Source organism: Mycobacterium stomatepiae (assembly GCF_010731715.1).
In the GTDB taxonomy this organism is placed as follows: domain Bacteria; phylum Actinomycetota; class Actinomycetes; order Mycobacteriales; family Mycobacteriaceae; genus Mycobacterium; species Mycobacterium stomatepiae.
On the sequence record NZ_AP022587.1, the window covers coordinates 5,170,017 to 5,182,941 of the forward strand.

Annotated in this window: 13 protein-coding genes; 11 read left to right on the plus strand and 2 right to left on the minus strand. The window is 66.4% G+C overall.

Annotated elements, in window-relative coordinates; translation table 11 throughout:
• Positions 1-2 precede the first annotated feature (2 nt).
• Positions 3-740 carry a PAQR family membrane homeostasis protein TrhA gene (gene trhA, locus G6N54_RS24660; protein WP_163792845.1) on the minus strand — a complete coding sequence of 246 codons (738 nt, stop codon included), beginning with the start codon at positions 738-740 and terminating at the stop codon, positions 3-5.
• Positions 741-893: 153 nt separating this feature from the next.
• Here trhA and G6N54_RS24665 point away from each other — a divergent pair, with 153 nt between their 5' ends.
• From G6N54_RS24665 to G6N54_RS24690, 7 genes are all read left to right on the plus strand, one after another.
• Positions 894-1,682: a (2Z,6E)-farnesyl diphosphate synthase gene (locus G6N54_RS24665; RefSeq protein WP_163792847.1), complete on the plus strand. Its 789-nt coding sequence runs from the start codon at positions 894-896 to the stop codon at positions 1,680-1,682.
• Positions 1,683-1,721: 39 nt separating this feature from the next.
• Positions 1,722-3,092, plus strand: coding sequence for a hypothetical protein (locus G6N54_RS24670; RefSeq protein WP_163792849.1), 1,371 nt, complete (start codon positions 1,722-1,724; stop codon positions 3,090-3,092).
• A gap of 135 nt (positions 3,093-3,227) precedes the next feature.
• A complete protein-coding gene (locus tag G6N54_RS31415) occupies positions 3,228-3,734 on the plus strand; it encodes a helix-turn-helix domain-containing protein (RefSeq protein ID WP_308207253.1) in 507 nt (168 codons plus the stop codon).
• Positions 3,674-4,030, plus strand: a complete 357-nt coding sequence (locus G6N54_RS31420; protein WP_308207254.1) for an MmyB family transcriptional regulator — start codon at positions 3,674-3,676, stop codon at positions 4,028-4,030. Before G6N54_RS31415 ends, G6N54_RS31420 begins: the two co-directional genes overlap by 61 nt.
• Positions 4,031-4,240: 210 nt before the next feature.
• Positions 4,241-5,329, plus strand: coding sequence for a methyltransferase (locus tag G6N54_RS24680; protein ID WP_163792851.1), 1,089 nt, complete (start codon positions 4,241-4,243; stop codon positions 5,327-5,329).
• Positions 5,330-5,368: 39 nt separating this feature from the next.
• Positions 5,369-6,457 (plus strand): methyltransferase, encoded by a 1,089-nt coding sequence (locus G6N54_RS24685; RefSeq protein ID WP_163792854.1) that lies wholly within the window; start codon positions 5,369-5,371, stop codon positions 6,455-6,457.
• A gap of 155 nt (positions 6,458-6,612) precedes the next feature.
• On the plus strand, positions 6,613-7,005 hold the full coding sequence (locus G6N54_RS24690) for a hypothetical protein (RefSeq protein ID WP_163792856.1): 393 nt from the start codon (positions 6,613-6,615) through the stop codon (positions 7,003-7,005).
• A gap of 87 nt (positions 7,006-7,092) precedes the next feature.
• Here the strand turns inward: G6N54_RS24690 and coaA are convergent, their stop codons facing one another.
• Positions 7,093-8,031 carry a type I pantothenate kinase gene (gene coaA, locus G6N54_RS24695; RefSeq protein ID WP_163792858.1) on the minus strand — a complete coding sequence of 313 codons (939 nt, stop codon included), beginning with the start codon at positions 8,029-8,031 and terminating at the stop codon, positions 7,093-7,095.
• Between the two features lie 114 nt (positions 8,032-8,145).
• On the opposite strand from coaA, the gene glyA reads away from it, so the two are divergent.
• From glyA to G6N54_RS24715, 4 genes are all read left to right on the plus strand, one after another.
• Positions 8,146-9,426 (plus strand): serine hydroxymethyltransferase, encoded by a 1,281-nt coding sequence (gene glyA, locus G6N54_RS24700; RefSeq protein WP_163794950.1) that lies wholly within the window; start codon positions 8,146-8,148, stop codon positions 9,424-9,426.
• 69 nt (positions 9,427-9,495) lie between these two features.
• Positions 9,496-10,323 carry an acyl-ACP desaturase gene (locus G6N54_RS24705; protein ID WP_163792860.1) on the plus strand — a complete coding sequence of 276 codons (828 nt, stop codon included), beginning with the start codon at positions 9,496-9,498 and terminating at the stop codon, positions 10,321-10,323.
• A gap of 239 nt (positions 10,324-10,562) precedes the next feature.
• Complete coding sequence (locus G6N54_RS24710) at positions 10,563-11,864, plus strand: PhoH family protein (RefSeq protein WP_163792862.1); 1,302 nt, start codon at positions 10,563-10,565, stop codon at positions 11,862-11,864.
• Between the two features lie 87 nt (positions 11,865-11,951).
• Positions 11,952-12,827: a polysaccharide deacetylase family protein gene (locus G6N54_RS24715; protein ID WP_163792863.1), complete on the plus strand. Its 876-nt coding sequence runs from the start codon at positions 11,952-11,954 to the stop codon at positions 12,825-12,827.
• Positions 12,828-12,925 lie beyond the last annotated feature (98 nt).

Genomic DNA, 12,925 nt, shown 5'->3' on the forward strand with positions numbered 1-12,925 from the left:
AATCAGAACACCACGAACCACATCGCGATGTAGTGGCAGATCGCCGCTATCGCGGTGCAGGCGTGGAAGAACTCGTGATAGCCGAACGTCGACGGCCACGGGTCGGGCCAGCGCAGCGCGTAGAGAATGCCGCCGATGCTGTACAAGGCGCCGCCGACGAACAGCAGCACCATCGCGGCCACCCCGGAGTTGTGCAGGATCTCGCCGGTGTACCAGACCGCTACCCAGCCCAGCAGGATGTAGAGCGGCACGCCGACCCAGCGTGGCGCCGACGGCCATAGCATCTTGAGCAGGATCCCGGCCGCGGCGCCGCCCCAGACGATGCCCAACACCACGCCCCCGTCGTGCGGTGACAGCGCCAGCAGGGCGAACGGGGTGTAGCTGCCGGCGATGAACACGAAGATCATCGAGTGATCGGCCCGCTTCATCCACTTCTTGGTGGTCTCGGACTTCCAGTGGACGCGATGGTAGGTGGCGCTGACGGTGAACATGATGATGGTGGCGAAGGTATAAAGCAGGGTCGCCAGTCCGGCCCGGGTGGATCCCACGGCCCACGACACCGCGACCAGCGAGGCGCCCGCGAAGACGGCGGTGCCGGCGGAATAGACGTGGATCCAGCCGCGGAAGCGTGGCTTGGTCAGGACCCGGGCGACGCCGTCGACGAGATGGTGTGCGGCATTAGCCGCGACTCCCGGCGATTCGGCTTCCGGGTCGGTGGCAGTGGTGGTCGGCCCGCTCATGTCACCTGCTGCCTGTTTCGGATGGCGGTCGAAGTGTCCGCGCCTGACACCAAACACTAGCTCGCACCGGCCGGATGACCGCGATTTCGGCGGCGGTGACATCCCCGGAAATCCACCCGGAATTGGTTGCCGGTCACAGTAGGGTGGATCTTCGTGGAGATTATCCCGCCGCGGCTCAAAGACCCGCTCTATCGCGTCTACGAGCTACGGCTGCGGCAGGGCCTGGCCGCCTCGAAATCCCAGCTCCCGCGGCATATCGCCGTGCTGTGCGACGGGAACCGGCGGTGGGCCCGTGACGCGGGATACGACGACGTCAGCTACGGCTACCGGATGGGCGCGGTCAAGATCGCCGAGATGCTGCGCTGGTGTCAGGAAGCCGGCGTCGAAATGACCACCGTCTACCTGCTGTCCACCGAAAACCTGCAACGCGATCCCGAGGAGCTGGCCGGGCTGATCGAGGTCATCACCGATGTCGTCGAGGAGATCTGCGCGCCGGCCAATCGGTGGAGCGTGCGCACGGTGGGGGACCTGGAACTGCTCGGCGACGAGCCCGCCCGCCGGTTACGGGGTGCGGTCGAATCCACGCCCAGCGTCGCGCCGTTTCACGTCAACGTGGCCGTCGGCTACGGGGGTCGGCAGGAGATCGTCGGCGCGGTGCGCGCGCTGTTGAGCAAGGCGCTCGCCAACGGCGTCACCGGCGAGGAGCTCGTCGACGCGGTGACCGTCGACGCCATCTCCGAGAACCTCTACACCTCCGGGCAGCCCGACCCCGACCTGGTGATCCGCACCTCGGGCGAGCAACGCCTGTCGGGGTTCCTGCTCTGGCAGAGCGCCTATTCGGAGATGTGGTTCTGCGAGACGCACTGGCCCGCGTTCCGCCGCGTCGACTTCCTGCGCGCGCTGCGCGACTACAGCCGGCGAGATCGCCGCCTCGGCAAGTAGGTCTTAAGCGGCAGCTCACGCGCGTGCCACACTGGATGCATGGCTGCGCTGTCGGCGGTGGTGTTCACGCTGAGTGCCTGGCTGGGCCTGTATCTGGTGGCCCGCGATCCGCGCAAACCGGTGCTTGTGCTGGCGGCGATCGGACTGTGTGGCTTCGCGCTGGTCGTCGGGCTGGATGCGGTTCGGACCGTCAGCTCCGCGTCCGCCCCGCTGCTGAGCCGGGTCGAGATCTATGTCGCGACCGTGCCCGGCGTGGCGTGGTTCGCGGTGCTGATCGAGCTGTCTCGGCCCACCGACGGCTGGCGGGCGCGCACCCGCGAGCTGCTGCTCGTCGCCGCGGTCGCCGCGCTAACCTTGTTCGGGGCGATGCTGGCCGGCAGCGTCGAGGGTCCGCTGCGGGCGGGACACTGGCTGATGTTCGCCGTGATCTCGGTGTCCACCCTCGGCGCGATGGCCGTCGCGGTGCGCCGCCCGCGGCGCCCGCGGCCGGCGGTCGGGCTCGCCATCACCGCCACCCTGTTCTTTGCACTGGCCAACGCGATCCTGATCATCCCGCTGGGCCTGGTGCCCAGCTGGCTGGCGCTGGCGTCGACGAGCTGCGACGTCCTCGCGCTCGGGATCGCCGTCGCCCTGTGGGACGCGTTCGACGAGGGTCAGGCGCTGCGCGCCGACATGCGCCGCTCGTTCGCCGGCTCGGTGGCGGTGGCGCTGCTGTTCGGCGGGCAGGCGCTGATCGGGCTGGCGGTGACCCGCGACGACTCCGCCGCGCAGACCGCGCTGACCGTGCTGCTGTTCACCAGCCTGGCGATCGCGATCACCGTGCAGGTACTCGCCGATCCTCTGGCAGGGGTGCTCGATCGGCTGGCGTTCTCGAAATCGCCTGCGCTGCGGGCGGATCGGGCCGCGCTGCGGCACACCGAGGCCGCGCTGCCGCTGCGGCAGGAGCACCCGCTGGCAGACGTCGACGACGTCACTTTCGTCAGGCTCACCCGCCGCGCCCTGGGCCACTACGGCGACCTGAGCAAGCTGGTCGCGAGCCCGCTGACGGCGTTGCCGATGATCGACGAGCGGCTGGCGGCCCGCGGTGCCCCCGACCACCCGGTCGAGCGGGCCAACGAACTCAAGGCCGTGCTCGCCGATGGCATTTCGCGGTTGAAGCCGCGAGACGGCGGCGATTTCGGAACTACCGAAGAGTGGCGTTACTACAACTCCCTGTATTTTCCGTACGTCGTCGGGGTGCGCGCCTACGCGCAGAACGCCACCGCCTCGGGCCTGGATCCCGCCGCGCGGCAGGCTTGGCAGTGGTTTGTGACGGAGGTCCCACAGCGTTCGCTGCATAACTGGCAGAATGCCGCGGCCCGGCTGATCGCGGCGGACCTACGTGGGCGCGTCGCGGTCCCCAGCGATTAGTTGGACGCCGTCACACGACAACGCGGGTTGCATTAGCCGGGCGACTCAGTTCGCTTGTGTTGACGGCGAATTAGGCAATCGTGGCCGGACGGCGGTGACACCCCCCGGCTCCACGGTGATGCTTATGCTGGAATCATGTGCCAACGGCTCACGTTGGCGCAATTTCTGCGTGTTCGCCGCAATCTCGTCCAGCCGGCTGACGTCGGCTTGCCTTCGGGTGGCCGACGTCGAGTCGCGGGGCTACGGAGGGAAGAGGTCGCGGTGCTTGCCAGTATCAGTACGGATTACTATTTGCGGCTCGAGCAGGCCCGCGAGGAAAACCCGTCCGGTGAGGTGCTAGACGCCATCGCCGGAGCTCTCAAATTGGACGACGACGCTGCGGCGTATATGCATAACCTCGTGCGGCAAAACTCTGCTCAGCGGCGCGGTGAATCGTTGCGAGAGATACATCCTGAGCTGGAGGCCTTGTTGGACAGTTGGCCGCTGACCGTTGCATACGTCTGTGACCCGAACCTGGATGTGGTGCTTGCCAATTCGCTGGCCGAAAAGGTTTCGCCAAATTCAGAGTCGGTGTCAACCCCATGCGTGCATTATTCCTCGAGCCCAGCATGCGTGATTTCTATTGGGACTGGGGGATATTGACCGCGTGGGCGGTTCCCTATATGCGCGCGATTGTGGGCAAGTCCCAGAATCCGTCCCTGCTTGCGTTGGTCGACGAATTGTTGACTGAAAGTCCACGTTTTCGCGAACTTTGGTCGCAGGGCGATGTCAACGAACTCACGGCGGGTCCAACCAAGATCAACCACCCAGAGGTCGGCAGCCTCTATCTGTACTTTCAGCGGCTGGAGTTGTCCGGGACGGGCCATGTCGTTGTCGCGTACTGGGCCAAGCCCGGGTCCCCAACTGAACAAAAGTTGCGGCTGCTCCGAGGCGACTGAGTTTCGGCCGTCCCACATGAGCGGGTCGCGATCCCCGGGGATTAGTCCCATTGGGGCGTTTTCTGCCTGAACTGTCCAGGTTTGCGCACAATCCGGATGACAACGCTGGTTGTAATGGTGATGCGTCCCATCTTCGGGTGGACTGGCGACGAATACGGTATGTGCGGCCGACCGGTTCGCACGTGTCATCCGAGTCTGCCAGGGGGACTTATGCTTTCGCCGACCCTTCCACCCGCTACCTTCGCGCGGGCCGTCGATTTCGTCCGGCACCACGTCGGGCAACTGCACCAGCGGATGGTTCCGCCGCCGGCAGCGATGATGGAAATGATCACGAATGCCTGGGCCGCGCAGGCGATTACCGCCGCCGCCGATCTCGGCATCGCCGACGCGCTCGCCAAAGGGCCGCTGTCGCTCGACGATTTGGCCGATGCGGTCGACGCGGACGCCGACACCGTCGGTCGTCTGCTGAGGGGCTTGATCTCGCGTGGGATCTTCCGGTGTCGCCACGACGGGCGCTACGACCTCAACCCGCTTGCGGACACCTTGCGCAGCGACAGCGATGTCTCACTGCGCGCATTCGCCCGGTTCGTGGGATCACCTCAGGATCGCGAGCATTGGAGCCACCTCACGGACTCGATCCGCACCGGCCGGGCCGTGGTCCCCGAGCTACGCGGCAAACCCGCCTTCGAGTACATCGTCGGGGAGCCCGAACTCGACGAAATCTTCAACCAGGCCATGACAGATCTCTCCGAGCTCGAAATCCCGACGGTCATCGCGGGCTACGACTTCAGCCGCTTCGGGACGATCGTCGACGTCGCCGGGGGGCGCGGGCGGCTGCTGGCCGCGATCCTGAACGCCACGCCGCAAGCCCGCGGCATCCTGTTCGACCAGCCGCACGTGGTTGCGGGTGCCTCGTCATTGCTCGAGGAACAGGGAGTGGCGGACCGGGTCAAGGTGGTCGAAGGTTCGTTCTTCGAGTCGGTGGCCGACGGTGGCGACGCCTACCTGCTCAAGCACATCATCCACGACTGGCCCGACGACGAGGCCGTGCAGATTCTCGGTAACATCCGCAAAGCCGCCGGAGTCGGAAAGCAGGTGCTGATCCTGGAATTCGTGATGCCGCGGCACAACCGCGAATTCCCCGGCCACTGGATGGACCTGGAAATGCACGTCGTGGCCGGTGCTCGTGAGCGCACCCCCGGCCAATACGGCCGGCTGCTGAGCCGCGTGGGATTTCGGTTGACTCGCGTGGTCGAAACGGCCTCGCCGCTGAGCATCGTCGAAGCGGTCGCCGTCTAACGGCGAGTCGCATCCATCCCCAATTACCCAGGAGTGCTCATGTTTTCGATCAAACTTCCAGAGCCGCAGATGGCCCGAGTCGTCGAGATGGCCCGGCACCACGTCGGTCGGCTGCACCAACGCATGGTTCCGCCGACGGCCGCGATGTGGGAAATGCTCACGAATGCGTGGGTGGCGCAGGCGATTACCGCTGCGGCTCAGCTCGGTATTGCCGACGCGCTGGCCGCGGGACCGTTGACGGCCGACGAGTTGGCCGAGGCAGTCGACGCCGATGCCGACAGCGTTAGCCGCTTGCTGCGCGCCCTAATCGGCAGTGGCGTCTTCCGTCAAACACGCGACGGGCGCTACGCCCTCAACCCGCTCGCGGCCACGCTGCGCACCGATAACGACGTCTCGCTGCGCGGTGTCGCCCGATTTATCGGTGCACCGCAGCATCGGGAGCATTGGAGCAACCTCGCGACCGCGATGCGCACCGATCGGGCTGTCGTCTCGGACATGCGCGGCAAGCCGATCTTCGAGTATCTGGCCGAGGAAAAGGAATACGACGAGATCTTCAACGAAGCGATGACCAGCGCGTCGGAGTTCGCGATCGCGCCCGTCGTCGCGGGTTACGACTTCAGCCGCTACTCGACGATCGTCGACGTCGCCGGCGGGCACGGTCGTCTGCTGGCGGCAATCCTCAATGCCACGCCGCAAGCCCGGGGGATCCTGTTCGACCAGCCCCACGTCGTCGCGGATGCACCACCCCTGCTCAAACAGCACCGGGTGGCCGACCGGGTCCAGGTGGCCCAGGGGTCGTTCTTCGACACCATCACCGAAGGCGGCGACGCCTACGTCCTCAAGCACATCATTCACGACTGGCCCGACGACCAAGCGCTGCAGATCCTGCGCAACGTGCGTACGGCGGCCGGGGCCGGCAAGCATGTGCTGCTCGTCGAACAAGTCCTTCCCGACCACGATCGTGATTTTCCGGGCAACTGGCTCGACCTCGAAGTGCTCGTCGAATTCGACGGCCGCGAGCGCACCGCCGCCGGATACGCAGAATTGCTGGACCGTGCCGGATTCCACATGACGCGGGTCGTGGCAACAGCATCGCCGTACAGCGTCGTCGAGGCGATTGCCGTGTAGTCCGCCGTTGCCGCCGCGCCCGGGGAATACCGAGGTGAACCTCATGGTCATTCATTGCGTGGCAGGAGTTGGCAGTGCCACGCGTCGATATGGCAGTGCTCTGGCGGCACGCTCAAACCAGTTCGACACCAATCGCCATTTCGAGGAGTAATCACATGTCCGCTGTATCCGTCATACCGACCCGGCACCTGTACGACACGACCGACTCGTTGCTGCGTTTCGCCATGCGTGCGGATGCCACGTTGACGGGGCTGTGTGGCCTCGCCATCGCCTTCTTTGCCGACCTGAATTCTCACCTCGAATACGCCCTGGGCGCCGTCTTCGTGCTTTACGGACTGGTGGTGTACAGCCTGACCGGGTTGCCGGAGCTGCGCAGCGCCGGTGCCGGTGTCGTCGGCGCCAACATCGTCGTCGCGCTGGGCTCCCTGGTGGCCATCGAAGCGGTGCCCATGACAGCGGCCGGGGTGGCCGCGACGTTGGCGACGGGCGCCTATGCCGCGGCGTTCGCGTGGCTGCAATACCTGGGAGTGCGTCGATTGCCCGCGTAGCACCCTCCCGCCGAGCGGGGCGTTCTCCGCGGCCACGGAGATTCGCCCCGCTTCGGTCTTTGGCGGGCTATTCAGGGACGAAATGCCTCAGAGCTTGCGCAGCCGCAACCGGTTGATGGAGTGGTCGGCGTCCTTGCGCAGCACCAGGGTCGCGCGGGGACGGGTGGGGAGAATGTTCTCGACCAGATTAGGCCGGTTGATCGACCGCCAGATCTCGCGCGCCGCGGCCATCGCCTTGGTGTCGTTGAGGGCCGAGTAGTGGTGGAAGTGGGACGCGGGATCGGCGAAGGCCGTGCTGCGCATCGCCAGGAAGCGCGACACGTACCACTGTTCGATGTCCTCGATCCGGGCGTCCACGTAGAGCGAGAAGTCGAACAGGTCCGACACCATCAGGGTCGGACCGGTTTGCAAGACGTTGAGGCCTTCCAGGATCAGGATGTCCGGGTGGCGGACCACGTGTTTGGCCCCGGAGATGATGTCGTAGCGCAGGTGTGAGTACACCGGCGCGCACGCGTAGTCCGAGCCCGATTTGACCGAGGTGACGAACCGCATCAGTGCCCGGCGATTGTAGCTCTCCGGAAAACCTTTGCGGTGCATCAGGTTTCGCCGGTCCAGCTCGGCATTCGGATAGAGGAAGCCGTCGGTGGTCACCAGGTCGACCCGCGGGTGGTGATCCCAGCGCGCCAGCAATGCCTGCAGCACACGGGCAGTCGTGGACTTTCCGACCGCCACGCTGCCGGCCACGCCGATGATGAACGGCACCGGCCGGTCCGGGGCCTGCTGAGGCTCGCCGAGGAATTCCGCGGTGGCGGCGAACAATCGCTGCCGTGCGGCGACCTGAAGATGAATGAGCCGGGCCAGTGGCAGGTAGACCTCTTCGACCTCGAGGAGGTCGATCTGCTCGCCGAGACCGCGCAGACCGACAAGCTCCTCTTCCGTGAGGGCCAGCGGCGTCGACATGCGCAACGCGCGCCACTGCTTTCGGTCGAACTCCACATATGGGCTCGGCTCGCTCAGCCGGTGCATAGTGCCAGTGTGGCAGGGACGATCGCGTGGCAGACGGCTGGGCTGGCTAAAGGACCTCTCGATAGACTGGCGGCTGTGACTGCCGCACCTGATGCTCGTGTAACCGCGTCCGTGATGTCTGCCCCGCTCGCCGAAGTCGACCCGGATATCGCCGAGCTGCTCGGCAAGGAGCTCGGACGCCAACGCGACACACTTGAGATGATCGCGTCGGAGAACTTCGTACCGCGCTCGGTACTGCAAGCCCAAGGCAGCGTGCTCACCAACAAGTACGCCGAGGGGCTGCCCGGCCGGCGCTACTACGGTGGCTGCGAGCACGTCGACGTCGTGGAGAACATCGCCCGCGACCGCGCCAAGGCTCTGTTCGGGGCCGACTTCGCCAACGTGCAACCACATTCCGGGGCCCAGGCCAACGCCGCCGTGCTGCATGCCCTGATGTCACCGGGGGAGCGGCTGCTGGGTCTGGACCTAGCCAACGGCGGACATCTGACGCACGGCATGAAGCTCAACTTCTCCGGCAAGCTCTACGAGAACGGCTTCTACGGCGTCGACCCCGTGACGCATCTGGTCGACATGGACGCGGTGCGCGTGCAGGCCCTCGAATTCCGCCCGAAGGTGATCATCGCCGGCTGGTCGGCCTACCCGCGCATTCTCGACTTCGCGGCGTTCCGATCCATCGCCGACGAAGTCGACGCCAAGCTGTGGGTCGACATGGCGCACTTCGCGGGACTGGTCGCCGTCGGGTTGCACCCGTCCCCGATCCCGCACGCCGACGTCGTGTCGACCACCATTCACAAGACGCTCGGTGGTGGCCGCTCCGGCATGATCCTGGGCAAGCAGGAGTACGCCAAGTCCATCAATTCCGCGGTATTCCCCGGGCAGCAGGGTGGGCCGCTGATGCACATCATCGCGGGCAAGGCGGTGGCGCTGAAAATCGCCGGCACTCCCGAATTCGCCGAGCGACAGCAGCGCACGTTGTCCGGCGCAAAGATCCTGGCCGAACGGCTCCTGGCCGCCGATGTCGCCAAGGCCGGTGTGTCGGTGGTCAGTGGCGGCACCGACGTCCACCTGGTGCTGGTCGACCTGCGCAACTCGCCGTTGGACGGTCAGGCCGCCGAGGACCTGCTGCACGAGGTCGGTATCACGGTCAACCGCAATGCCGTGCCCAACGACCCGCGACCGCCGATGGTCACGTCGGGTCTGCGGATCGGCACGCCCGCGCTGGCCACCCGCGGCTTCGGCGACGCCGAGTTCACCGAGGTCGCCGACGTCATCGCCGCCGCGCTGGCAGCCGGCACCTCGGCGGATGTCTCCGGGCTGCGCGACCGGGTGACCCGGCTGGCCCGCGAGTTCCCGCTGTACGACGGGCTCGAGGATTGGGCGCTGGTCGGCCGCTAGGTCACGGAACGGCCGCGACACGGGCGGTTGATTTCATAACACCTGTGTCTACGGGTTACAGTTACTTTTATGGCAACGAAACCTGTCGCTAACGCACTGACCACGGAACTCGAGCCGGTCGTCGAGGCGGAAATGGACCGCCACCTCAACACCGACGACATCTGGTTCGCCCACGACTACGTGCCATTCGACCGGGGCGAGAACTTCGCCTTCCTCGGCGGCCGCGACTGGGACCCGTCCAGCATGACGCTGCCGCGGGCCTTCACGGATGCCTGCGAGATCCTGCTGCTGCTCAAGGACGACCTGGCCGCTCATCACCGTGAGCTCGTCGAGCACTTCATTCTCGAGGACTGGTGGGGCCGCTGGCTGGGGCGCTGGACCGCCGAGGAGCACCTGCACGCGATTGCGCTGCGCGAATACCTGGTGGTGACCCGCGAGGTCGATCCCACGGCCAACGAAGAGGCCCGGGTCGAGTACCTGATGCAGGGCTACCGCGCCGACACGTACACGCAGGTCGAAACCCTGGTGTACATGGCGTTGACCGAGCGCACCCATGCCGTCTTCTGCCGCCACCTGGCCGCCCAGCTCGAGGAGCCGATTCTGGCCGGGCTCATCGACCGGATCGCCCGCGACGAGGTGCGCCACGAGCTGTTCTTCTCCAATCTCGTCGCGCACTGCCTGACGTACACCCGCGACGAGACCGTCGCCGCGATCGCCAAGCGCGCGGCCGAACTGCAGGTCGTAGGTGGCGACATCCGCGCGTATCAGGACAAGGTGCAAAACGTCGCCGCGGCGGGGATTTTCGGACCCGCCGATCTGCGTCAGGCCATCGCCGACCGGATCACCGAATGGGGTGTCGCCGACGAGCCCCAACTTCGGCAGTTCGTCAGCGGCTAAGCCAGCTCCCCGGCGCGCCGGATTCGGGCTCACGTCACAGCTTTGGCGTCGGCGCGCCTGCGCTGCTGCAAAGCGGCGACGAGAGTAGCGTCGTCTTCGATGGTCAGCGTCTTGCTCAGCTGCCAGGGCGGCACCTCCCGTCACCACAACGGAAGGACCGGCCCCGGTCCTGGTGTCGCAGTTCCCGCCGACATGCCTGTGCGGGTCCGCGCGGGCTCATCCCGCTCGAGGAGCGCTACGTGACCGAAATCCGGACCTACGTGATCGACACTTCCGTGCTGCTGTCCGACCCGTGGGCATGTAGTCGGTTCGCCGAACACGAGGTGGTTGTTCCGCTGGTGGTGATCAGCGAACTGGAGGCCAAGCGCCACCACCATGAGCTGGGATGGTTCGCCCGACAATCACTGCGATTGTTCGACGATTTGCGCCTGGAGCATGGACGCCTGGATCAGCCCATTCCCGTTGGGACACAAGGCGGTACGCTGCACGTCGAGCTGAACCACACCGACCCGTCGGTGCTACCGAGTGGCTTCCGCAACGACACCAACGACTCTCGGATCCTGAGCTGTGCGGCCAACCTTGCCGCCGAAGGCAAGCGAGTCACGTTGGTCAGCAAGGACATTCCGCTGCGCGTCAAGGCCGCCGCGGTGGGTCTGGCCGCCGACGAGTACCACGCGCAGGACGTCGTCGCCTCCGGGTGGTCGGGCATGCGCGAGATCGAGACCGCGACCGAGGACATCGACGCGCTCTTCGCAGACGGCGAGATCGACCTGGCCGAAGCTCGAGACCTGCCGTGTCACACCGGAATTCGGCTACTGGGCGGCAGCTCGCACGCGCTGGGCCGGGTCACGGCGGCCAAGCGGGTTCAGCTGGTGCGTGGTGACCGCGAAGTGTTCGGGCTGCGGGGCCGCTCCGCCGAGCAGCGCGTGGCGCTCGACTTGCTGCTCGACGAGTCGGTGGGCATCGTGTCGCTGGGCGGTAAGGCCGGCACCGGCAAGTCGGCGCTGGCCCTGTGTGCCGGTCTCGAGGCGGTGCTGGAACGGCGGACCCAGCGCAAAGTCGTGGTGTTCCGCCCGCTGTACGCCGTCGGCGGCCAGGAGCTGGGCTATCTGCCCGGCAGCGAGAGCGAAAAGATGGGTCCCTGGGCGCAGGCTGTCTTCGACACCCTCGAAGGCCTGGCCAGCCCGGCCGTGCTGGAGGAAGTGCTGTCGAGGGGCATGCTCGAAGTGCTGCCGCTGACCCACATTCGCGGGCGCTCGCTGCACGACTCGTTCGTGATCGTCGACGAGGCGCAATCGCTGGAGCGCAACGTGCTGCTGACCGTGCTATCCCGGCTGGGCACCGGATCGCGGGTGGTGCTCACCCACGACATCGCCCAGCGCGACAACCTGCGGGTGGGCCGCCACGACGGCGTCGCGGCGGTGATCGAGAAGCTCAAGGGTCACCCGCTGTTCGCGCACATCACGCTGCTGCGCAGCGAGCGGTCGCCGATCGCCGCGTTGGTCACCGAGATGCTCGAGGAAATCGCCGGGCCGCACTGACGCCGCCGCCTTGAGTCCGCGCTGATGGCGCCCGGTGCGCACACTCGACGCCCAGGTCGCACACTCGGGGGCGAGTAGGCTGCCAGGGTGCCGAAACGACCCGACAGCCAAGCCTGGCGCTATTGGCGGACCGTGTTCGGTGTGGTGGCCGCCGGTGCGGTCCTGGTGATCGGTGGCCTGACCGGTCACGTGACGCGCGCGGACAACCTGAGCTGCGCGGTGGTCAAATGTGTCGCGCTGACGTTCGACGACGGCCCGAGTCCGTTCGACGAGCGGCTGCTGCAAATCCTCAAGGACAACGACGCCAAGGCCACCTTCTTCCTGATCGGGAACAAGGTGGCCGCCAACCCGGCCGGCGCCAGGCGCATCGCCGATGCCGGCATGGAAATTGGTAGTCACACCTGGGAACACCCCAACATGTCGACGATTCCTCCCGAGGACGTCGCCGCGCAGTTCACCAAGGCCAACGACGCGATCAACGCCGCTACCGGCCGGACCCCGACGCTGTTTCGTCCCGCCGGCGGGTTGTCAACCCCCGACGTGCGCCAGACCGCCGCTCGTTATGGACTGGCCGAAATCCTCTGGGATGTAATCCCTTTCGATTGGGCGAACGACTCGAACACCGCCGCGACGCGATACATGCTGATGACCTACATCAAGCCCGGCTCGGTGGTGTTGTTCCACGACACCTACTCGAGCACCGTCGACCTGGTGTACCAGTTCATTCCGGTGCTCAAAGCCAACGGCTACCGCCTGGTGACGGTCAGCGAACTGCTGGGGCCGCGGGCGCCGGGCAGCAGCTACGGCAGCCGGGACAACGGGCCGCCCGTCAACGAACTTCACGACATCCCGCCCGCCGACATCCCGACGCTGCCCAACACCCCCTCGCCCAAGCCGATGCCGAATTTCCCGATCACCGACATCGCGGGTCAGAATTCGGGCGGGCCAAATAACGGCGCGTGAGCGCGGCGCGGCTACCTTGAGAGGGTGAGCAAAGCGGACTGGCTGCGAAGTCGGGGTGCGCGACGATCGCGCGAGGCCGCGCCGACATCCGAGCCGCC